The 22,835-nt window shown below is 57.7% G+C and carries 20 protein-coding genes; 7 read left to right on the top strand and 13 right to left on the bottom strand.

Annotated features, from left to right (window positions below):
• The first annotated feature begins 71 nt into the window (after positions 1-71).
• From prfB to HNQ50_RS06475, 6 genes are all read left to right on the top strand, one after another.
• Positions 72-1,175 carry a peptide chain release factor 2 gene (gene prfB / locus HNQ50_RS06500; protein ID WP_184098771.1) on the top strand — a complete coding sequence of 368 codons (1,104 nt, stop codon included), beginning with the start codon at positions 72-74 and terminating at the stop codon, positions 1,173-1,175.
• A gap of 58 nt (positions 1,176-1,233) precedes the next feature.
• Positions 1,234-2,742 carry a lysine--tRNA ligase gene (gene lysS / locus HNQ50_RS06495; RefSeq protein ID WP_184098769.1) on the top strand — a complete coding sequence of 503 codons (1,509 nt, stop codon included), beginning with the start codon at positions 1,234-1,236 and terminating at the stop codon, positions 2,740-2,742.
• Positions 2,743-2,944: 202 nt separating this feature from the next.
• Positions 2,945-4,183, top strand: coding sequence for an MFS transporter (locus tag HNQ50_RS06490; RefSeq protein WP_184098767.1), 1,239 nt, complete (start codon positions 2,945-2,947; stop codon positions 4,181-4,183).
• A gap of 10 nt (positions 4,184-4,193) precedes the next feature.
• A complete protein-coding gene (gene mnmC, locus HNQ50_RS06485; RefSeq protein WP_184098765.1) occupies positions 4,194-6,131 on the top strand; it encodes a bifunctional tRNA (5-methylaminomethyl-2-thiouridine)(34)-methyltransferase MnmC2/FAD-dependent 5-carboxymethylaminomethyl-2-thiouridine(34) oxidoreductase MnmC1 in 1,938 nt (645 codons plus the stop codon).
• Between the two features lie 156 nt (positions 6,132-6,287).
• Positions 6,288-6,602: a DUF2917 domain-containing protein gene (locus tag HNQ50_RS06480; RefSeq protein ID WP_184098763.1), complete on the top strand. Its 315-nt coding sequence runs from the start codon at positions 6,288-6,290 to the stop codon at positions 6,600-6,602.
• Between the two features lie 64 nt (positions 6,603-6,666).
• The gene (locus tag HNQ50_RS06475) at positions 6,667-6,978 is read left to right on the top strand and encodes a hypothetical protein (RefSeq protein WP_184098762.1); all 312 of its coding nucleotides are present in this window, start codon (positions 6,667-6,669) and stop codon (positions 6,976-6,978) included.
• Positions 6,979-6,983: 5 nt separating this feature from the next.
• Here HNQ50_RS06475 and HNQ50_RS06470 read toward each other — a convergent pair whose 3' ends face one another.
• The 6 genes from HNQ50_RS06470 to HNQ50_RS06445 all read right to left on the bottom strand — a co-directional run bounded on the left by HNQ50_RS06470 (position 6,984) and on the right by HNQ50_RS06445 (position 14,063).
• A complete protein-coding gene (locus HNQ50_RS06470; RefSeq protein WP_184098761.1) occupies positions 6,984-8,462 on the bottom strand; it encodes an aminotransferase-like domain-containing protein in 1,479 nt (492 codons plus the stop codon).
• 140 nt (positions 8,463-8,602) lie between these two features.
• Entirely contained in the window at positions 8,603-8,956 is a 354-nt protein-coding gene (gene ftsB, locus HNQ50_RS06465) for a cell division protein FtsB (RefSeq protein WP_184098760.1), read from the bottom strand.
• 131 nt (positions 8,957-9,087) lie between these two features.
• Positions 9,088-10,383, bottom strand: coding sequence for a phosphopyruvate hydratase (gene eno / locus HNQ50_RS06460; protein ID WP_184098759.1), 1,296 nt, complete (start codon positions 10,381-10,383; stop codon positions 9,088-9,090).
• Positions 10,384-10,472: 89 nt separating this feature from the next.
• Positions 10,473-11,324, bottom strand: coding sequence for a 3-deoxy-8-phosphooctulonate synthase (gene kdsA, locus HNQ50_RS06455; protein ID WP_184098758.1), 852 nt, complete (start codon positions 11,322-11,324; stop codon positions 10,473-10,475).
• 88 nt (positions 11,325-11,412) lie between these two features.
• Entirely contained in the window at positions 11,413-13,065 is a 1,653-nt protein-coding gene (gene pyrG / locus HNQ50_RS06450; protein WP_184098757.1) for a CTP synthase, read from the bottom strand.
• A gap of 104 nt (positions 13,066-13,169) precedes the next feature.
• Positions 13,170-14,063, bottom strand: coding sequence for an SDR family NAD(P)-dependent oxidoreductase (locus HNQ50_RS06445; RefSeq protein ID WP_184098756.1), 894 nt, complete (start codon positions 14,061-14,063; stop codon positions 13,170-13,172).
• Positions 14,064-14,193: 130 nt separating this feature from the next.
• Between HNQ50_RS06445 and phbB the strand changes: the two genes are divergently transcribed.
• Positions 14,194-14,928 (top strand): acetoacetyl-CoA reductase, encoded by a 735-nt coding sequence (gene phbB, locus HNQ50_RS06440; RefSeq protein ID WP_184098755.1) that lies wholly within the window; start codon positions 14,194-14,196, stop codon positions 14,926-14,928.
• 529 nt (positions 14,929-15,457) lie between these two features.
• On the opposite strand, the gene HNQ50_RS06435 is transcribed toward phbB, so the two are convergent.
• The 7 genes from HNQ50_RS06435 to HNQ50_RS06405 form a co-directional block, all read right to left on the bottom strand.
• Positions 15,458-16,054, bottom strand: a complete 597-nt coding sequence (locus HNQ50_RS06435) for a TetR/AcrR family transcriptional regulator (RefSeq protein ID WP_184098754.1) — start codon at positions 16,052-16,054, stop codon at positions 15,458-15,460.
• A gap of 121 nt (positions 16,055-16,175) precedes the next feature.
• Positions 16,176-16,943: an ATP-binding cassette domain-containing protein gene (locus tag HNQ50_RS06430; RefSeq protein WP_184098753.1), complete on the bottom strand. Its 768-nt coding sequence runs from the start codon at positions 16,941-16,943 to the stop codon at positions 16,176-16,178.
• Entirely contained in the window at positions 16,943-17,923 is a 981-nt protein-coding gene (locus tag HNQ50_RS06425) for an ABC transporter permease subunit (protein ID WP_184098752.1), read from the bottom strand. The genes HNQ50_RS06430 and HNQ50_RS06425 overlap by 1 nt, the downstream gene beginning before the upstream one ends.
• Positions 17,924-18,004: 81 nt before the next feature.
• On the bottom strand, positions 18,005-18,982 hold the full coding sequence (locus HNQ50_RS06420) for an ABC transporter substrate-binding protein (RefSeq protein WP_184098750.1): 978 nt from the start codon (positions 18,980-18,982) through the stop codon (positions 18,005-18,007).
• A gap of 310 nt (positions 18,983-19,292) precedes the next feature.
• Entirely contained in the window at positions 19,293-21,089 is a 1,797-nt protein-coding gene (locus tag HNQ50_RS06415; protein WP_184098748.1) for an ABCB family ABC transporter ATP-binding protein/permease, read from the bottom strand.
• Between the two features lie 146 nt (positions 21,090-21,235).
• On the bottom strand, positions 21,236-21,484 hold the full coding sequence (locus HNQ50_RS06410; RefSeq protein ID WP_184098746.1) for a hypothetical protein: 249 nt from the start codon (positions 21,482-21,484) through the stop codon (positions 21,236-21,238).
• A 214-nt stretch (positions 21,485-21,698) separates the two neighbouring features.
• A complete protein-coding gene (locus HNQ50_RS06405) occupies positions 21,699-22,763 on the bottom strand; it encodes an aromatic ring-hydroxylating oxygenase subunit alpha (RefSeq protein WP_373282226.1) in 1,065 nt (354 codons plus the stop codon).
• Between the last annotated feature and the right edge of the window lie 72 nt (positions 22,764-22,835).

Here is a 22,835-nt window from a genome sequence, read left to right as displayed (position 1 = left end):
CCTTGCCCGTCTGATTTGGCCCGCTTCCCTGCTAGAATGTCAGGTTTCCCTGAACATGAATTAGATCGAGCATGGAAGCCGAACAGCTTAACCAGATCGAAAACCGCTTCACCAATCTGGGTGAGCGGGCCAACGAACTCAAGCGTTACCTCGACTACCCGTCCAAAGTAGACCGGCTGGAAGAAGTGGTGCGTCTGTCAGAATCGCCAGAAATCTGGAACGACCCCAAAAAAGCCCAGGAAATCGGCCGTGAGCGCAAAGCGCTGGAAGCCGTGGTGCTGGTACTGGACCGCGTGGTCAAGGGCGTAGCCGACGCCAAAGAATTGTTTGAAATGGGACGCGGCGAAGAAGACTGGGACACGGTCAACGCCGTCTCTGAAGACGTGGCCGAACTGGAAGCAGAAATCGCCCGGCTCGAATTTCGCCGGATGTTCTCCAATCCGATGGACCCGCAGCCGTGCTTTGTGGATATCCAGTCTGGCGCGGGCGGTACCGAGGCCCAGGACTGGGCATCCATGCTCCTGCGCATGTACGTGCGCTACGGCGAGCGCAAGGGCTTTAACGTGGAAGTCATGGAAGTCTCTGAAGGTGAAGTCGCCGGTATTACCAGCGCCACCATCAAGCTGACCGGCGACTATGCGTTTGGTTTTTTGCGCACCGAAACCGGCGTGCACCGCCTGGTGCGCGTGTCGCCGTTTGACTCCAACGCCCGTCGGCATACCTCTTTCTGCTCGGTGTTTGTCTATCCTGAAGTGGACGACAGCTTCGAGATCGAAATCAATCCGGCCGACGTGCGCACCGATACCTATCGCGCATCCGGTGCCGGTGGTCAGCACATTAACAAGACCGACTCTGCAGTGCGCTTGACGCACGTGCCGACCGGCATTGTGGTGCAGTGCCAGAACGACCGCTCGCAGCACCGCAACCGTGACGAAGCCTGGCAAATGCTGCGCGCCAAACTGTACGAGCTCGAATTGCGCAAACGCATGGAAGCACAGCAGCAACTGGAAGCCGGCAAGTCTGATATTGGCTGGGGCCACCAGATTCGCTCGTACGTGTTCGATCAGAGCCGCATCAAGGATCTGCGCACCGGATACGAAGTGGGCAACCTCAAGGGTGTGATGGATGGCGATATCGATGACTTTATCGAAGCCAGCCTGAAACAAGGCGTGTAAACCCCGCCTCACCCCTTTTGTCGCGCAACGGGCGCGCATAGACATAACGGAAAAGAAAATGAGCGATCAACAAGAACAAGTGGTTGTCCAGGACGAAAACCAGATCATGGCCGAGCGCCGTGCCAAGCTTGCCGCCCTGCGTGAAAAAGGCCCGGCCTTCCCCAACGATTTCAAGCGTGTGGATGTAGCTGGTGACTTGCACGCCAAGTACGACGGCGAAGAAAAAGAAGCGCTGGAAGCCAAAGGTATTACCGTCAGCGTGGCGGGCCGCATGATGCTCAAGCGCGTGATGGGCAAGGCCAGCTTTGCCACCGTGCAAGATGTGTCCGGGCGTATCCAGTTCTACATCAGCCGCGACAGCGTGGGCGAAGACGTCTACACGGCGTTCAAGACCTGGGATATGGGCGACATTCTGGGCGCCAAAGGCACGCTGATGAAGACCAAAACCGGTGAGTTGTCGGTGCAGGTCACTGAACTGCGGCTCCTGACCAAATCCCTGCGTCCGCTGCCGGACAAATTCCACGGTCTGGCCGACCAGGAACAAAAGTATCGTCAGCGTTATGTTGACCTGATCACCAATGAACAAGCGCGCGATACCTTTATCAAGCGCTCGCGCATTGTGCAAAAAATCCGCGAATACATGACCGGCGAGCAGTACCTGGAAGTCGAAACGCCGATGATGCACCCGATTCCGGGCGGCGCTACGGCCAAGCCGTTTGTCACGCACCATAACGCGCTGGATATGCCGCTGTTTCTGCGCGTTGCGCCGGAGTTGTACCTCAAGCGCCTGGTCGTCGGCGGCATGGAACGCGTGTTCGAGATCAACCGCAACTTCCGCAACGAAGGCATGAGCACGCGGCACAATCCCGAATTCACCATGATGGAGTTTTACGAGGCCTACGCCGACTACCATCGCATGATCGAGATGACCGAAGGCGTCATTCGCTTTGCCGCCAAGGAAGTCTGTGGTCACACCGTCATTGAATATCAAGGCAAAACGGTTGATCTGTCCAAGCCGTTTGCGCGCTTCACCATTGCTCAGGCCATTTGCCACTACAACCCGCAATACACTGAGGAACAATTGCATGACCGCACATTCCTTAAGGCGGAACTGGCGCGCCTTGGTGCCAAACCGGTATTGACCGATGGCATTGGCGGTCTGCAGTTGTCGCTGTTTGACGAAACCACCGAAGAAAAGCTGTGGGAGCCGACGTTCATTATCGATTACCCGGCAGAAGTCTCGCCGCTGGCCCGCGCCAGCGACACCAAGGCGGGTATTACGGAACGTTTTGAACTCTTCATGGTCGGTCGTGAGCACGCCAACGGTTACTCTGAGTTGAATGACCCGGAAGATCAGGCTGCCCGCTTCCAGGCGCAAGTTGATCTGAAAGACAAGGGTGATGACGAAGCCATGCACTTTGATGCTGACTACATCCGCGCGCTGGAATACGGCCTGCCTCCGACCGGTGGCTGCGGTATCGGTATCGACCGCCTGGTGATGTTGCTGACGGATTCGCCAAGCATCCGAGACGTAATCTTGTTCCCCCAAATGCGCCGCGAAGACTAGTCTCGGCCCACAAAACTCTGCTGGCTGCGTTGTGCTCGCTTGCCGTACTAAAGTACTGTCTGCGCTTCACACGCCTTGCCAGCACCGCTTCGCTGAGTTTTGTGAACCGAGACCCACTGGTTCGATTGAGCCAGAGAGGCCCGCGCGTTGCGGGCCTTTTGCTTTTTACCGGCCGGACCGCACCCGGCCAAAGATAATGACAATGCAACACAAGCCCATTTCCCGCCTGCATCTTGGGGCCATGCTGTTTCCACTCTGTCTGGTGCTGTACGAGTTCTCCACCTACATCGCCAACGACATGATCTTGCCGGGCATGCTGCACGTCACGCAGGAGTTCGGCGTCAGCTCGGCCTGGGTGCCGACCTCCATGACCCTGTACATGATCGGTGGTGCGTCCCTGCAATGGCTGCTGGGGCCGCTGTCGGACCGCATCGGCCGGCGCCCGGTGATGCTGGCCGGCGTGGTCTGGTTTGTGTCGCTATGCCTGGCGGCGCTAATTGCCCACAATATGACGGTGTTTCTGGCGCTGCGCTTTTTGCAGGGCATGGGCATGTGTTTTCTGGTGGCTGTAGGTTATGCCGCCATTCAGGAAGCATTTGAAGAAAAAACCGCCATCAAGGTCACTGCGTTGATGGCCAATGTAGCGCTGCTGGCGCCACTGATTGGCCCACTGACGGGCGCGGCGCTGATGGCGTTCACCACCTGGCGCATGATCTTTGTGGCCATTGCCTGTCTGGCGGCGGTGGCCGGGGTGGGTCTTTATTTTGCGATGCCGGAAACCGCGCCACGCAGTAAAGCGCCCTTCTCGTACACGTCGGTCTGGCTGGATTACAAAGCGGTCCTGACCAATCGCCGCTTCATGTCCGGCGTCATGGCCATTTCCATGGCGGGCTTGCCGCTGTTGGCGTGGATTGGCCAGTCTCCGGTCATCATCATGGAAGGCGAGCATCATTCCTCACTCGACTACGGGCTGTGGCAGTTGCCGGTGTTTGGCTCGCTGATTTTGGGCAATATCGCACTGGCGACCATCGGCGGGCGTTACCCCATCCAGCGCGTTATTGCCTTGGGTGGCGCACTGGTGTTTGCCGGCACCCTGCTGGCGCTGGCGCTAACCCTGCTGTTTGATACACCCTTTCAGGGCATGGCCATTGGCCTGGGCTTGTACGCGTTCGGGCTGGGATTGGGCAATGCGGGGATTTTCCGCCTCACCCTGTTTGCCAGCGATATCGCCAAAGGGACGGTTTCAGCTACCCTGGGCCTGATCATGATGGGCATTTATGCCATTGGCATTGAAATTTTCAAGGCCATCTACCACGCTGGCGGGGAAGCCTGGTTTGCCGGCATATTTGTGGTGACAGGGCTGGCTTTTGTACTTACGCTGCGACACTTCATGGGCTGGGACAAATCAGGCCAACCCGTACCGAGTATCCCCGCAGAATAAACCGCCCCTTATGCCCTATCCGCCGCTTGTCCCTGCCGAGCTCGCCTTTGCGCGGGGTCAAATCCCCTGGTCGCGCGAGTATGACGACGTCTACCATTCGGATAACGGTGGCGAAGCGCAAGTGCATTCGGTCTTCATGCTGGGCAATGGCCTGCCGGAGCGTTGGCGCACCCGCAAAACCTTCACCATTGCCGAGACCGGGTTTGGTCTGGGGCTAAGTTTTCTGGTGACCTGGCAGGCCTGGCGAGACGACCCGCAGCGCTCAGACCATCTGCATTTTGTCTCGGTAGAAAAGCATCCATTCCGGATAGCGGACCTCGCCGCACTGCATGCGCATTATCCGGCGCTGGCGGCGCTGTCTGCCCAATTGCGGGTGCAATGGCCGCTGCTCACGCCAGGCTTTCACCGACTGCATCTGGATGAGGGTCGTGTAACGCTCACCCTACTGCTGGGCGAGGCGGCCACGCTGCTCAATCAGCTGGATGCCCGGATCGACGCCATTTATCTTGATGGATTTTCGCCCGAAAAAAACGCCGACATCTGGTCCCCGGAGGTCTTGCGCGCCCTCTGGCGCAACACGCACAAGGAAACCACGCTAGCGACGTATACGGTCGCCCGCACCGTGCGGGATGCGCTGGCCGAGGCCGGTTTCATTGCACGCAAGGAAGACGGCTTTGGCAGCAAACGACGGCGTTTGTCCGGCACGGTAGCGCACGCACCCCATGCCCGGCCCGCCTATGCGGGGGCACGGCAAGCCGTTGTGGTGGGCGCAGGCATGGCGGGCTGTGCCGTCGCAGAGCGACTGGCGGCCCGTGGCTGGCAAGTCACCGTACTGGATCAGTCCGCCGAGCCCGCGCAGGGCGCATCTGGCAATCACGTAGGCTTGATGCACGCGCATTTCACGCGGGATGACAATCTGCTGGCGCGCCTGACGCGCGCCGGGAGTGAATACACGCTGCGACATCTGGCCGGATTTGCCACTGCGCCGATGCAACCCGTCTGGGGCATGCCAGGCCTGGTCCAGCTGGCCCGTACTGCGGACCAGGCGCAGACGTTTCAGGCGATTGTGCGCAGTGAGGCCTGGCCTGCTGATCTATTGGACTGGCTCACACCGGAACAAGTGGCACAGCAATTTAATCTGGCCACCACTTGGGGTGCCTGGTGGTTCGCCCGGGGCGCATGGGTGCAGCCCGCCAGTTTTTGCCGCGCCAGTCTGGCGCGGTTTGGCGATCAGGTGCGTTTTGTGGCTCACGCCGAGGTGAGTCGGCTAATCTGTGTAGATGACGGCTGGCAGGTCTGGGGACCGGCGGATGCGTTGCTGTCCAGCACCCCGATCGTGATTCTGGCCAACGCCGCAGCCGCCAAGTCACTACTCCAGGCGACCGAGTTACCGCTCACTGCATCGACACGCAGCACCACATTGATTGCGCAAGGCGCCCTGCCCGGTGCAACCACCGGTATTTCTGGTGCGGGCTACGTGACCCCGGCCCTGGCGGGCTGGCACACGGCGGGCGCGGCCATAGTGCAGCCCGGCCAGCAAGCTGCGGCGGCGCAGGAAAACATCCGGCGCACCGAGAGTTTGTTTACGCATTGTGAAGTAACGCCGACACAAACCGGCCTGACCCGGCTGTGCGTGCGTCCGGGCTCTACTGATCGCTTGCCGCTGGTGGGCGCCCTGCCATTGCCTGCCGACGCACAAACCCGCGCGCATCAGTTGTTTCATATTCGCCGTCATCCCGGCTTGTATGGTTTATTGGGTCTGGGCTCACGCGGGCTGACTTTTGCGCCTCTGGCGGCTGAAATATTGGCGGCGGAACTCAGCGGAGAACCCCTGCCGGTGGAACGTGATCTGGTGCAAGCCATTGATCCGGCAAGGTTCTTGTTGCGCGCTTTGCGCAAAGGCTTGCCGTGGCCGCCGCAAGCGGCCGAAGAGCCGGAAGACGATTAACCGCATGCTGGACGCATAACAGCTTTCAGCCCTGTTCAGCATAACAGTTGGGGTTTTACTACAACTGCCAAGGCAAACTGTGCTGCTTGATGCGGCTACCGGCCCGCCGGGGCGCTGCGTATTCTGGCTTCATCCGAATTCGCTGCGGAGCGCGTCATGAAAGCCACCCTGATTGCTTGTCCATCGCTGATCTGTTTGAAAAAGGCTACGCGAACGGTGATTCGCTGCGAGCAAGGCCAGATCTGGATCTCAGTGCCCGGCCAGGACATTGTGCTGCGACCGGGTGAGTCCTGGCGGATTGATTGCGCCGACGCCGTGCTGATTGAAGGCGTGGCGAATGCCCGCTTCAGCCTGCAAACGCCCCCGCGCACCTGGTCTTTGCGCTGGCCACGGGCATGGCACTGGTCGTCCTTCCGTTCGTCGTGGCGTGTAAGAACAAGCGGCATAAAGCGCATCCCGGCCAGAACTTGACAATGTCATTACGGTCTTATTCTGACGAGCCCGACTCACTCTCCGGGCTGGTGAAGGGGGCCGTATGCTACGTCGTCTTTCTCTTGCAAGCCTGTTGAGTTTGGGGCTTGTCTCACCGGTCAGTGCGGACATGCTGGATGATGTTGGCACCCTTGAAGCCATACTCGATAGCGTGTGTGGTCAGCGCTTTGAGGTGATCTGGGTGGATCAGGAGCATAAAATCCCGCCGTGCATGATGAGCTATTCGCCCTACTGCGAAGAAATCCAGAACAACGGCTCGGACAGTTGCCCCCTGGTCATGGGCACGGACGTCGATGCGGACGGCTCGCAATCAGACAGCCCGGATCAACTGGCCGCCGTGCCGCAGCAGTTATAAGCGGGTTACGCGGCCGGAATGGTCAGTTCGGTTTGTTCGTCCAGCAGGGCTTGCGCCAGTTGCCCAAGTCGCTGTATGGCCCGCTCGTGCCGTGTGGTCCAGGTTTCAATACAGCAGATCCGCAGGCAATTGCGGTAGCTACGGCTGGGTGAAAACAGCTCGCCGGGCGCAAACACAATTCCTTCCCCGATCGACCTCTGCAGTAATTCCACGGTATTGATCCCCGCCGGTAACTCCACCCACAGCACAAACCCGCCAACAGGAATGTTCAAACGTGTTTCTGCCGGGAAATAGCGCTGGATAGCCGCCGCGCCACAGGCAAGCTGATCGGCCACGGCCCGTCGCAATTTGCGCAGGTGATGGTCATAACCGCCATTCTCCAGAAACCGCGCGATGGTTTTCTGCAGCAATGTGGAGGTTGAATACGTATTGATGAACTTGAGTTTCTCCAGCTCTCTGCGCCAGCGCCCCGCCACTACCCAACCCACCCGAAAACCGGGCGCCAGGGTTTTGGTAAACGAAGAGCACAACATCACATTGCCGGTTTTATCGAAGGCCTTGGCCGGGCGCGGACGTTCTCCGTGGTGAAAGAACTCGCCATAGAGGTCATCTTCAATCAGCGGAATATTACGCTCGTTCAGCAACTCGACCAGACGCCGCTTGTTCTCGTCCGGCATCAAGCAGCCCAGGGGGTTGGAGAAATTGGGCAATAACAGCGCTGCCTTGACCTGACCGTTGCGGGTGGCCAGTTCCAGCGCTTCTACCGAAATCCCGGTTTGGGGATGGGTCGGGATTTCCAGCGCCTTGAGTTGATAGCTCTCCAGCATCTGCAACACCCCAAAGTACGCGGGCGACTCGATGGCAACCACATCACCGGGGCGCGTCACCGCGCGCAGGCACAGATTGATGGCCTCCAGACAGCCATGCGTCACAATGACATCTTCCGCCTCAAACTGCCCACCCCAGGCCAGCGCACGCCGGGCGATGTGCCGCCGCAGTTCCGGATCGCCCGGCGGCGTGCCATAGTCCGCCAGCAATTCCGGCTCATGACGTGAGATTTGCGATAACAGCCGCTGCAACGACTGCAATGGGAAATGATCCGGATGCAGAATCGCCAGGCCGAAATTAACCTTGATATCGGCAATCTGTCCGGACTGATAGGGCCAGTATTCCGCCTGAGTAACGACGCTGGACGGGGTTTGGGGCGGCTGAGTGAGTGCGGGCGTCGCAAAGGCTGTGGCCGCGCGCACATAAAAGCCGCTTTGCGGGCGAGCCTCGATCAGGCCACGATCTTCCAGTTCCCGATAGGCCTCCATGACCGTCGACAGACTCAATTGGCGCTGTGCCGACATCTTGCGTACAGAGGGCAATTTTTCGCCGCACTTGAGCCTGCCTGCCAGAATGGCTTGCGCTAGGTCTTCTGCCAACTGGTGGTAGAGCGTGTCGGGTTTACGCCGGCCGGCGGCAAAGCTCAGGTCGTTCATGGCATCGCATCCGCAAAGGGGTCAATGCACTATATCGCGCCCAACTCAAAAACAGAACAGTTTTGAAAAAAACAGAAAACAAACAGATAAAAGGATAACAGTTTGACCCGGCAAGGCGCCGTCACTGTTATGCCAACGGCCTATCTGGCCGCAGAGGCCGTATTGCTGGCGGCGGCGAGTGGCGCATCCAGACTTGAACTGGCCACGACGGATGCCGGTTTGCGGCCATCCAGAATCTGGAAGAACACTTCGTCCTGACGCACCATGCCCAGCTCATTGCGAGCGCGCTCTTCAATGGCGGTGGTCCCGGTCTTCAGATCGACGACATCGGCTTCAAGCGCGGCATTGCGTTCCTTGAGCTTTTCGTTCTTGCCCTGCTGCGTGGCAAGTTGGGTGTCCAGTTGCCAGACGCGCAGCCAGCTACCCTTGCCTATCCAGAGTGGCCATTGCAGCAACAGAATCAGCAAAGCAAGGGCTATCGCGAGTGTCCGCATGTATTTTTGATGTGTAGAAATAAAAACCGGAGCAAGGTTGCTCCGGTTCTGGATGTTACTACAGACCCCCCGTATTTTCTAATGACGTGTCATACATTGCGTCATTTCATACGGGCGGCTGTCGGGTGCTATTACTTGCGCACCTGGTAGAAGGCGTCAAAGCCCGGGTAGTACGCTGCATCACCCAGTTCTTCTTCGATACGCAGAAGCTGGTTGTACTTGGCGATACGGTCCGAACGGGACAGCGAGCCGGTCTTGATCTGCATGCAGTTGGTCGCCACGGCCAGATCAGCAATGGTGCTGTCTTCGGTTTCGCCAGAGCGATGGCTCATCACCGAGGTGTAGCCAAAACGCTTGGCCAGATCAACAGCGGCCAGGGTTTCGGACAACGAACCAATCTGGTTTACCTTGATCAGGATGGAGTTGCAAATGCCCTTCTTGATGCCTTCAGCCAGAATCTTGGTGTTGGTCACAAACAGGTCATCGCCCACCAGTTGTACGCGGTCGCCCAGGCGGTCGGTCAGAATCTTCCAGCCGTCCCAGTCACGCTCGCCCATGCCGTCTTCGATCGAGATGATCGGGTACTTGTTGACGAGGCTTTCCAGGTAATCCACTTGCTGTTCGCTGGTCAGTTCGCGCTTGTCGCTCTTCTTGTACACGTACTTGCCGGTGCTCTTGTCAAAGAACTCGGAAGCAGCGCAATCGAGCGCAATCAGAATCTGGTCAGCGGCTTTGTAGCCAGCCTTGTCGATCGCTTGCATCAACAGGTCCAGCGCTTCTTCAGCATTGGCCACGTCCGGTGCGAAACCACCTTCGTCACCGACCTGGGTCGGCAGGTGCTTGTCGTGCAGGATTTTCTTCAGGGTGTGGAAAATCTCGGCACCCCAGCGCAGGGCTTCGCGAAAGCTGGTGGCGCCAGCCGGGATCAACATGATTTCCTGGAAATCCAGGCTATTGGAGGCGTGCTCGCCACCGTTGATCACGTTCATCATCGGCACTGGCAGAGCCATCGGGCCCGAACCGCCCACGTAGCGGTACAGCGGCAGGCCGGCTTCATCAGCGGCAGCCTTGGCGACAGCCATGGACACTGCCAGGATCGCGTTGGCGCCCAGCTTGCTCTTGTCTTCGGTGCCATCCAGATCCAGCATGGCCTTGTCGATGAAGGCCTGATCAGCGGCGTCAAGACCGATGATGGCTTCACAGATTTCGGTGTTGATGTTCTCAACAGCCTTCAGTACGCCCTTGCCACCGTAGCGGCTCTTGTCGCCATCGCGCAGTTCAAGTGCTTCACGTTCGCCGGTAGATGCACCGGACGGTACGGCAGCACGGCCCATCACGCCGGATTCCAGCAGAACGTCAGCTTCGACGGTCGGATTGCCGCGAGAGTCCAGAATCTCGCGCGCAATGACTTCAACAATAGCGCTCATTGGCTTTACCTCTGTAGGTGATTGATCTTGATACAGCTGCTTCTTTCAAACCCAGTGGTCGGTGCGGCTATCAGAATAGCCCATTTGAATTACAAAGTTTGTTCGATAAAAGGCGTGCCCTTGACCGCTGCATCAATTGTTTTGAGCGTGGTCAAGAGTTCTTTCATACGGCCCAGTGGCCAGGCATTCGGACCATCGGATTTGGCACAGGCCGGGTCCGGATGGGTTTCAGCAAACACGCCGGCAACGCCAACGGCAACAGCGGCACGGGCCAGAACGGGGACGAATTCACGCTGACCGCCCGAGCTGGTGCCCTGACCGCCTGGCAATTGCACGGAATGCGTGGCATCAAATACAACCGGTGCGCCGGTTTCGCGCATGATCGACAGACTACGCATGTCGCTCACCAGATTGTTGTAGCCAAACGAAACGCCGCGTTCGCACGCCATGAACACATCGTCCGGCAGGCCGGCTTCACGCGCAGCATCACGCGCTTTGTCGATCACGTTTTTCATGTCGCCCGGCGCCAGAAACTGCCCCTTCTTGATGTTCACCGGAATACCCGATTGCGCACAAGCACGGATGAAATCGGTCTGGCGGCACAAAAAGGCGGGGGTCTGCAGGACATCAACCACGGCGGAAACGGGCTTGATCTGGTCGATTTCATGAATGTCGGTCAGTACCGGCACGCCAATCTGTTCTTTCACCTTGGCCAGAATGCGCAGGCCTTCGTCCATGCCATAGCCGCGGAACGTCTTGCCGGAGGAGCGATTGGCCTTGTCAAAGCTGGACTTGAAAATGAAATTGATGCCCAGCTCAGTAGTGATTTCTTTCAGTTGGCCAGCCACGTCGATGGAGAACTGCTCGCCTTCGATCACGCAGGGGCCGGCAATCAGGAAAAAGGGCTGATTCAGCCCAGCTTCAAATCCGCACAGTTTCATGGTTTGCTCCAGTGAGGTGTGAGTGGGCGGGCGCGCACGGACTGGCTTGCGCGCCCTGTTGCTCACTGACAGGTCATCAATTGATGGATCAGCAGCTCACGCCTTCGCGGCCGTGTTCACGGGCGTTGGCAATGGCGGCCTCGATATACGCTTTGAACAGCGGGTGGCCGTCGCGCGGGGTCGAGGTGAACTCCGGGTGGAACTGGCAGGCAAAGAACCAGCGATGCTCCGGCAGTTCAATGGTTTCAACCAGTTGCTCAGCGCCGGTGGACTTGCCGCTGATCTTCAGGCCGGCCGCTTCAAGACGCGGCAGGTAGTGGTTGTTGACTTCGTAACGGTGGCGATGGCGTTCGGTAATGGCACCGGCGCCGTAAATTTTTGCAGCCAGCGAGCCTTCATCCAGGCGGCATTCCTGCGCGCCAAGGCGCATGGTGCCGCCCATATTGGAGTTCTCGTCACGCTTTTCGATCTTGCCGTCGTGATTGACCCATTCATCAATCAGCGCCACCACCGGGAAGTCTGTTTCCAGATCGAACTCGGTGGAGTTGGCTCCGGCCATGCCGGCCTTGTCGCGGGCGTATTCAATCAACGCAATCTGCATGCCCAGGCAAATACCCAGATACGGCACATTGTTTTCGCGGGCGTATTTCACAGCGCGAATCTTGCCTTCCACACCACGCTTGCCAAAGCCGCCCGGCACCAGGATGGCATCCACATTTTTGAGGACGTCCACGCCTTCGGTTTCCAGACTTTCCGAGTCGATAAAGTCGATCTTGACCTCAGAACCGGTATGAATGCCGGCATGCTTGAGGGCTTCGATCAGCGACTTGTACGATTCGGTCAGGTCGACGTACTTGCCGACCATGGCAACGTGTACGGTCTGCTGCGGGTTCTGGATGGCACTGACAATTTTGTCCCATGTCGCCAGATTGGCCGGCGGCAGATCCAGTTGCAGTTGCTTGCAGATGATTTCGTCAATGCCCTGATTGGAGAGCACGCGCGGAATCTGATAGATCGACGGCATATCCGGGCAAGAAATAACGGCGCGTTCAGACACATTGGTGAACAGCGCAATCTTCTTGCGTTCGTCATCCGGTACCACGCGGTCCGCACGACAGATCAGCACGTCAGGCTGAATGCCGATCTCACGCAGCTCTTTCACGCTGTGCTGGGTTGGCTTGGTCTTGATTTCGCCAGCCGCAGCAATGTAAGGCACGTAAGAGAGATGCACGAAACAGGTGTTTTCCTTGCCCAGTGTCACGCCCATCTGGCGGATGGCTTCAAGGAACGGCAGGGATTCAATGTCGCCAACGGTACCGCCGACTTCAATCACCGCCAGTTGCGCATCATTGGCACCGGCGTCGATGAAAGCCCGGATTTCGTCGGTGATGTGCGGGATAACCTGAACGGTTTTACCCAGGTAGTCGCCACGGCGCTCTTTCTTGATGACCGATTCGTAAATCTGGCCCGTGGTGAAGTTGTTGCGCTTCTTCATCTTGGACTGGATGAAGCGCTCATAGTGGCCAAGGTCCAGGTCAGTTTCGGCGCCATCTTCGGTCACGAAGACTTCACCGTGCTGCATGGGGCTCATGGTGCCCGGATCCACGTTGATGTAGGGATCGAGCTTCATCATGGTGACTTTGAGGCCGCGTGACTCAAGAATTGCGGCCAGAGACGCGGCGGCGATGCCTTTCCCCAGAGAGGAAACAACGCCACCGGTAACGAAGATGTACTTGGTCATGGCAGTGGGTACAGATTGGAATTAGGTATTCTATACGAACACCCCTTGTCCCTCAATTCTGGACAAGGGCGCCAGTTTGTGATTTTGACAGATGCATAAGCGGCTCAGCGCTGTTTGCGCTCATAACTGTAGCCCGGTTCGTCGCCACTTGCAGCCAGCAAGAGTTTATCCAGCAGATTGATTGGTAAAAGCTTTTTCAGATACCAGAACGCAATGGCAGGCACGGTCACCGGCAGGCGCGCTGGCGGATGGGTTTGATCCAGTGCGCGCAGCAAGGCTTTGAAAACAGCCTCTGGTGGCAAGGTAAACGGCGCAGCCGGCCCCGGCTTGGCCAGGCGCGCCTGCATGGCCTCATACGATGGCCGATGAAAACTGTTGGCCGCATCGATCCAGCGGGCAAACTGCTGCTGGGCGTTGGGCCGGAAACGGCTGGTGATAGGCCCGGGTTCTATCAATGAGACAAAGACCCCACTCCCTTTGAGTTCCTGACGCAAGGTATCGGCAAAGCCTTCCAGCGCAAATTTGCTGGCGTTATAGGCGCCGCGATAGGGCATGGCGGCATAACCCAGAATGGAGCTATTGATAACAACCCGCCCCTGTTTCTGCCGGCGCATGGCGGGCAACACCGCATTGGTCAATTCAATGGTGCCAAATACATTGGTTTCAAATTGATGCCGCATTGCATCACGCGTGAGATCTTCCACCGCGCCAGGCAAACCAAAGCCCGCGTTATTGAACACGGCATCCAGGGTGCCATTGGTGCGCTTGAGCACTTCATTCACGCAAGCGGCAATGGATGCACTGTCGGCAATATCCAGACTCAATGCTTCCAGGCCCTCTTCTTCCAGTCGGGCTACGTCATCTGCTTGTCTTGCCGTGGCAAATACCCGCCACCCTGCCCGTTTTAATTCGTGCACCGCACAATAACCAATTCCTGTGGAGGCGCCGGAAACCAGAATGGTTCGAACTTTCCTTGTCAATTCACCATCTTGGCTCATTCGTAATTCCCTTTTCAAAAAGAGGTTTTATGATTGAATTGGTTGTATCGGGCAAACGATCAACCACAGGAACAGGATTGTGCCGGAATCCACCAGTAAATTCCGCGCTTAAAACAACGAGGAGACTCTCATGGCCAAAGTCGCACTGGTCACTGGCGGCATGGGCGGGATTGGCACCGCCATTTGCAAAACACTCGCCCAGAGTGGATTTACCGTAGTGACCACCTACTCCCGGCCCGGCAAAGAGCAGAAGTGGCTCAGCGAGACCCGGGATGCCGGTTTTACCTTTCATGCGTTTGAATGCGATGTCACCAGCTTTGATGCTTGCGTCAATCTGGCCGCACGTATTCGTGAAACGGTGGGTGAAGTGGACGTGCTGGTCAACAATGCGGGTATTACCCGTGATGCCAGCTTCCGCAAACTGACCGCAGTCGATTGGGAAGTCGTCATGGCGACCAATCTGGATTCACTGTTTAACGTCACCAAACAGTTTGTCGACAGCATGTCCGAGCGTGGCTGGGGCCGGGTGATCAATATTTCTTCGATCAACGGCCAGAAAGGTCAGTTTGGACAGACCAACTACTCTGCGGCCAAGGCCGGCATGCATGGCTTTACCATGGCGCTGGCGCAGGAAGTGGCCAAAAAGGGGGTGACCGTGAACACCATCAGCCCCGGCTATATTGCAACGGAGATGGTCATGGCAGTACCGGAAGACGTGCGCGGCAAGATTATTGCGCAGATTCCGGTGGGCCGCCTGGGCCAACCGGAAGAAGTAGCCGGCTTGATTGCGTATCTGGCGTCTGATCTTTCTGGCTTCATGACGGGTGCCAACCTTGCCATGAATGGCGGTCAACACACTGGCTGATCGTGCCGGATCAGCAAACAAAAAACGGCGCCGGATTCCGGCGCCGTTTTTCTTTCCCGCTCGCAAAAACATGTAGCCCGGATGAAGCGTAGCGAGAATCCGGGGTGGCAATGCCAAGCTGATCTGCCTTCCTTGCTGGGGTCTCTCCCCCGGATTCCCGGCTACGCCTTCATCCGGGCTACGGAACTGGCAGCAAAATGCGTAGCCCGGATGAAGCGTAGCCAGAACCCGGGGTGGCAATACCACGCTGATCTGCCTTCCTTGTTGGGGGCTCTCCCGGATTCCCGGCTACGCCTCCATCCGGGCTACGGAACCGGCCGCAAAATGCGTAGCCCGGATGAAGCGCAGCGAGAATCCGGGGTGGCAACGCCAAGCAGATCTGTCTTCCTTGCTAGGGGGAGGCTCTCCCCCGGATTCCCGGCTACGCCTCCATCCGGGCTACGGAACCGGCAGCAAAATGCGCAGCCCGGATGAAACGTAGCAAAAATCCGGGGCGGTGGCATTGCAAGTACTTGTTTCTACTGAAAAGTCACAGCGGTTTGAGCGCCCGCAGAAAAAAATCAATGGTATTGGTGACGGTTTCCTGCTCCCGATCCAGCGCGGGCGGTTCTTCACCAAAGATCATGGCCAGTTTTTCGCGGCTGGCCAGCAGGTCGAGCAGCATGTTGGCGGTGCGCTCGCCATCTTCTTGCCGAAGATCGCCCGCCTGCATGGACCTGGTGAGTTCTGCGGCAATTTGCGTGGTGCAGCGCTGCACGCAGTTTTGATAAAAGTGACGCCCCAATTCCGGAAAGCGCGAGGCTTCGCTGGTCAGCACCCGGTGCAGGTTGACAGATTCGGGAGTGAGCGCGCGGGCGCGAAAACTGACGCCAAATTCGATCAGCCGATCCCGCAGATTGCCTTTGCCATTCTCAAAAATGGCCAGCATTTCTTCTACTTTGGCCGACAGCGCAGATTCAAACAGCGTCTGTTTGCTGCCAAAACGGTTGTATACGGTCTGGCGGGCTACACCCGCCCGTGTAGCAACGAGGTCGATGCTGGCGCGGTAGCCGGACTCGCAGAAGACCTGCATGGCGGCTTCCAGCACGCGTTCGGCGCAATCGTGATTGCTGATGTCGGGGTTCATGAAACTCATACTCGCAGGCGCGGATAGCACTGGATTGGACTATCCAATCTATTTTATCCCGACTTGCGCTACGGTTCACTTCATTTTGATATATCAAGTTTTTCTTGCCACAACACTGACTTCAGGCTGTCGTTGTGGCGTATTCGCTGCCTACCATCAGGCCGACAATTTCCTCGCCGTGCGTCTCGGTGACGCGGCGCTCTCCCACAGCTTCGCCGCGCCTTAGCACGACAATGCGATCCGCTACCGCAAAAATATCGTGCAGATTATGCGACACCAGCAAGATGGCCACGCCCTGCGCCTTGAGCGTCTGGATGAGCGACATCACCTTGCGTTGCTCTGGCACACCCAGCGCCGCAGTGGGTTCATCCATGATCAAAAGGCGCGCGTTCCAGTAGATGGCGCGGCCAATGGCAATGGCCTGACGCTGCCCGCCCGACAGCATCTGCACCGGGCCGGCCAGTTTGCGCTCCGGGATCACAATATCCAGCCGGTCCAGCACTTCCTGCGCCACCTTGTGCATATGTTCCCGGTCGATCACCGGCAAACCCAACCAGCGCCGCATGGGCTCGCGCCCCAGAAAGATGTTGCCGCCGACATCCAGATTGTCCGCCAGCGCCAAATCCTGGTAGATGGTTTCTATGCCCTTGCTGCGGGCGTCTTGCGGGTCCAGTAACGTGAGCGGCTGCCCATCAAAACGCACCGCGCCGGACGACGCTTTGTACACGCCAGAGATAATCTTGATCAGCGTGGATTTACCCGCACCGTTGTCTCCGGCCAGGGCGACGACCTCGCCCGGCGCGATGGAAAGCGAAACCCCCTTCAGCGCCTGTACCCCGCCAAAATGGATAGAGATATTGTCGACTTCCAGCAAAGCCTGGTTGGACATCAGCCTTCCCTCCCCAGCCGCTCTTTGTACTGGTCAATCAATACCGACAAAATGATCACCACACCCACGGCGATAAACTGCCAGAACGCGTTCACATCGATAAAAATCAGCCCGAACTGAATGACGGCAATGATGAGCGAGCCAATCAGCGTGCCGATCACATTTCCCGTACCCCCAAACAGACTGGCGCCGCCGATCACGACAGCCGCAATCGAATCCAGCAACATGGATTCACCGGCATTGGCCGCGCCAGCGGCAAAGCGCGCGGTATAGACAATGCCACCAATCGCCGCAAACAGCGCCGCCAGCATGTACACGATGGTCAGATGTCGTTTGACGTTGATTCCCGCGCGGGCAGCAGATTGCAGGTTGCCACCAATGGCGTAGGTGTACTGGCCAAAGCGCGTTTTTGAGAGCACAAAATGCATGATCAGCAGCAAGATGCCGGTCAGGATGATGGGCACCCAACCGGTGCCCAGCCAGGCCAGCCCGACGTGATTGACCGAGACCGTCATCCCGCTGCCTGCCGCCAGAAAACCCGCGCCACGCGCCACGCCATACATCCCCAGAGTGCCGATGAAAGCAGGCACCCCCATGCGCGAAATCAGCACGCCATTGACGTAGCCGGGAATCAGGCAGACCAGCATGGTGCCGAACGAAGCCAGCAGCAGCGACGCCACAGATTGCCCGCCCAGCAGCGTAAATTGCGCCACGCAGACCGCCGACAGGCCCATGACAAAGCCAACCGACAAATCAATGCCAGCGGTGATGATGACAAAGGTCTGGCCAATCGCCAGCAACAACGGCGCACTGGCCGCCAGCAAAATGGATTGGGCGTTATACAGGTTAAAAACAAACGAGCGCCGTGCAACGATCTGCGCCCAGACTTCAAAAAACACCAATAACACGGCCAGAAACAACCAGGGCCAGACCTTGGTGATCAAGGCCAGCCGATCCATCCGTTTGCCGGATTCATCCATGAGCGGGTTCCATCAAGGGCGGGTAAACCGGCTGAACTTGTTGCAAAGCTCAGCCGGGTCGGTGCTGCTTTTGGGAACCTCTTAGTTGGAATAGATGTACTGCTTGCCGTCGCCATCGATATTGGATTTATCCAGCACCACAAAGCCGGTGCCCTTCTGTGCCGGAATCTTTTTGCCTCGGGCGGCATCGGCCCCGTATTTCACGCCGTAATAGCCCATTTCTGCCGGCTTCTGGGCAATGGCGATATCCACCAGGCCGCTCTTGATGTCCTGATCAATGCCTGGTACCGCATCAAACACCACAACTTTGACCTTGCCGGTCTTGCCCGCTTTTTTCACCCCTTCAGCGGCCCCTTTGCCAGAAAAGGTATTGGCACCAAACACGCCGGCCAGATTGGGATTGCGCGCCAGGATGGCGGCGATATGCGCGGCCGCTTTGTTGGCGTCATCCTCGTTGTACTGGGTATCGAGCACCTTGATGTTCGGGTGCTTTTTCATTTCTTCCAGAAAACCATCCACCCGTGCATCCGTGCTGGAAATGCCGGGTTTATTGTCTTCACAGTAAACCTCGCCCTTGTCGCCAATGGCTTTGGCCAGCGCCCGCGCGGCAATGCGCCCGCCTTCGGTGTTGTCAGAGGCGATATAGGAAAGCGGGAAATCCGCATCGCCCTTGCCGGTCTGATATTTGCCATCCCCAATATAGGTATCGACCGTAATGACCTTGATGCCGGCATCCACAGCCTCTTTCAGCGGCTGCACCAGTTGTTGTTTGTCGACCGGCGAAATCAGCAAGACATCCGGCTTCTTGGCGATAAAGGCCTTGAGGATCGGCACCTGTTCCGTGGTGTTCCAGGATTTGGGCACCTGGAACAGCAATTCCACGCCCTCTTCCTTGGCCGCCTTTTCCGCGCCACGGTGCATGGTGAAATAAAACGGATCCACCACACCGGGCAGCAAGGCAATGACGGGTTTGTTGGCGTCGGCAAACGCATGCGCTGCCAGCAGGCCGGCGGCAAGGGTGGCAACAGACAGTTTGATGAGGGTTCTGCGCGTAGTCATACCGGTATCACTCCACAAGTTGGCATTGCCAGAGCGAAAGGCATGGAAAAACGGTTTTGGCGGCTGCCTGTGGCGAGCCGTCGTGTGCAGGTCGTACGCCTTGCACAGGGGCCGTTTGCAGTCGCCGTGCAAGGCACCGGATTTCCAGTGTCTTGTTTTACAGGCGTCCTGACGGCTGAATGGACCCAGTCATCGGTCGACCTTGTCCTTATCTATATGCACGCAATCGGGCAAGGTCAATTCTGCGGCGCAACATGAAAAACGGCGCCTGCTCTGCAGGGCGCCGTTTTTTCCAGGACAAACACCGGGGTTAGATGGCATCGACAGGTTTGTCGATATCCTGATGTTGCTGCTGCATGGCCCATAGTCGCGCATAGGCGCCGCCGGCCGCCAGCAACGCCCGGTGGTGGCCGCGCTCGACAATGCGCCCGCCTTCCATGACCAGGATTTCATCCGCATCGGCAATGGTCGATAGCCGATGTGCAATCACCAGCGTAGTGCGGTTGGCCGAGATTTCTTTGAGTTCAGCCTGAATACTGCGTTCGGTTTTGGAGTCCAGCGCCGATGTGGCTTCATCAAAAATCAGGATGGGCGGGTTTTTGAGAATGGTGCGGGCAATCGCAACACGCTGTTTCTCTCCACCAGACAGTTTGAGTCCACGCTCGCCCACTGGCGTATCAAAACCTTCCGGCAGACTCATGATGAAGTCGTAAATGTGCGCAGAGCGGGCAGCCTCAATGACCTCTGCGCGCGTGGCGGTGGGTTTGCCGTAGGCAATGTTGTAATAGATGCTGTCGTTAAACAGCACCGTATCTTGCGGCACGATGCCGATATGGTCGCGCAGCGACGCCTGAGTCAAGCCACGCAGATCATGCTGATTGATGCTGATACTGCCGCTATTGGTATCGTAAAACCGGTAAAGCAAGCGGGAGAGCGTGGATTTGCCCGCACCCGAACTCCCCACCACGGCCACGGTGTGACCTGCCGGCACGTCAAACGACACGCCGTGCAGAATTTGCCGGTTGCTTTCGTAGCCAAAGTCCACGTTTTCGAAACGTACGTTGGCGCGCTGGGCTTTCAGCGCAATGGCATCCGGGCTGTCTTTGACTTCCGCATTCTGTCCCAGCAGGCTGAACATTTTTTCCATGTCCGCCAGCGAATGCTTGATTTCGCGGTAAATAAATCCAAGGAAGTTGAGCGGCGCATACAGTTGCAGCAAGAACGCGTTAACCAGCACCAGGTCACCCAGCGTCATTTTGCCGGTGACCACTTCTTGTGCGGCCAGTCCGACCAGCGCAGAGACGCCCAGCGCAATAATCCCGGCCTGCCCTGCATTCAAAAATGACAGCGAGACCTGGTTTTTCACCGCAGCGTCTTCCCACTTCATCAGGCTCTTGTCGTAGCGCTCGGATTCCCAGCGTTCGTTGCCGAAGTATTTGACGGTTTCGTAATTCAGCAGACTATCTACTGCGCGCGTACTGGCTTCCGAATCCATATTGTTCATGGTGCGACGGAACACCATGCGCCACTCGGTCACGCCCAGCGTGAAGCCGATATAAATGATGATGGTGCCAAAGGTAATGGCCGCAAAATACCAGTCGTATTTTTTGAGCAAGACCCCGGCCACCAGGAAGATTTCCACCAGCGTGGGCAGGATGTTGAACAGCGTAAAATTCAGCAGAAACGCAATGCCCTTGCTGCCGCGATCAATATCCCGGCTCATGCCGCCCGTCTGGCGTGCCAGATGAAAGCGCAAAGAAAGCGCGTGCAGATGATCGAACACCTGCAACGCGACGCGGCGAATGGCGCCCTGGGTAACCTTGGCAAACACCGCGTCGCGCATTTCCCCAAAGACGGAGGAACACAAACGCAGCAGGCCATACGCGCCGACAAGCGCCAACGGCAGCACCAGCGGGCCTTTGCTGCCATCCAGATGATCGACAATCCCCTTGAGCACCAGGGGAACGCCCACGTTAGCCACTTTGGCGGCAATCAGCAGCACCATGGCGATAATGACGCGCGTTTTGTACTGCAACAGATAGGGCAGCAAGGTGCGCAAAGTTTGCCAGTCGTTGCGGGGTGCGGCGGATTCCTGGGCGGGTTTCATGGATCAATACCGGATTGGACCTGCTCAACATATGGCCGCTGAGCGCTATTCACAAGGCGCCCACCCTGCCATTGGGCCCCAAAAATGAACACGCCCCGGCAATAGAGGGTTGCCGGGGCGTGTGTACAACGGACTGCACGTCTTGCTTAATTGGTCTGGCTGGACGAATCCATGCTGGACGAAGAATCGGTGCTGGTCGCGTTGCTGGTGGTGGAGGAGCCGCTCAGACCTGCGCTGTTATCTTGGGATGTCCGGTCTTGCATGTGCGAATAGAACGACGGCGAATTATCCAGTACGCCGTTGCGATACGGGTGTTCGCCGGTCGCGCCGGCCAGTGCGGTGCCGGCAACCAGAGCGGCCGCAAGCGTGCAAGCAGTGATGATGGTCTTTTTCATGACGATCTCCTTGGATGTTGTGACGTCAGTGCGCCCTTTGTGAGGGTACGCTCATACTCTACCCCTCCTGTTTGGGGGTTGATGCAGGTAACTTGCGGATGGGCATGACAGACGGACGCCGACGCGGAGCGCGCCATAACGCATTGTAAAGAAAAAGAAAAAACCCGCCATCAGGCGGGTTTTACGGAACTTTTCCGTCGAAACGGGGTGCGGTTTACATGCCCAGTTCGCGCCGCAAAAAACGGTGGAAATGTTGCATGCCATCTTCCATGGGAGACTGGTACGGCCCCACTTCATTGCGACCGGCGGCATACAGCGCCTCGCGCCCTTGCTCCATGCGGCGGATGATCTCGCCATCTTCCACGGCGGTTTCCTGGTAGGCCGCTTGCTCGGCCGCAACAAACTCCGGCTCAAAGTACGCAATGTCTTCCGGGTAGTAAAACTCCACCACGTTTTTGTAGCTGCGCGGACCGGTAGGGATCAGGGTAGAAATCACCAGCGTATGCGGATACCACTCCACCATCACGTTGGGGTAGTAGGTCAGCCAGATTGCGCCATACGGGGGTTGTTTGCCGTTGTTGTAGCGCAGGACTTCTTCGTGCCACTTCTGGTACGTGTGCGAGCCTGGCTTGGCCAGTGCGTTATGCACGCCTACCGTCTGCACGGAGTACCAATCGGCAAACTCCCACTTCAGGTCGTCGCACGTCACAAACTTGCCCAGACCCGGGTGGAATGGCTCGACGTGGTAATCCTCCAGGTAAACCTCAATAAAGGTTTTCCAGTTGCCTTCGTATTCATCGACGGCAACGCTATGAAAGACGTAACTGGAGAAATCCAGATCTTTGGCGACACCCAGATTCTTGAGGTCGCCCTCAATATCGCGGCCGTTCTTTTCAAACAGCAACCCGTTCCAGTTCACCAGTTCGGTTTCCGGCAGATGCAGGCAGGGATTGCCGTCAAAGTGCGGCGCACCCAGCAAATGACCGTTGTTGTCGTAGGTCCAGCGGTGCAGCGGGCACACGGTGTGCGAGCCATTGCCGCGCCCTTCCAGCATCAATGCCTGGCGATGCCGGCAGACGTTGGAGAGCGCTTTGACGCCAGTGGCGGCACGCTTGAGATATCGGGCGCCGTTGGTGCTTTCCAGGACGTGGTAATCACCCACTTCCGGCACCATCAGTTCATGGCCGATGTATTTGGGGCCATGCTCGAACAGGAGTTCGAGTTCACGCTGATACAGGGTTTCATCGAAGTATGCCGAAATCGGCAACTGAGAGGACATGTCCAGCTGCAAGGCAGCAGCCGTAGCCAGAATATTCATAATATCCCACACCCCCTGGGCTAGAAGGTCTAA

It is taken from the genome of Silvimonas terrae, from assembly GCF_014202765.1.
GTDB classification, from domain to species: Bacteria; Pseudomonadota; Gammaproteobacteria; order Burkholderiales; family Chitinibacteraceae; genus Silvimonas; species Silvimonas terrae.
This window is presented reverse-complemented; position numbering and strand designations above follow the sequence as displayed.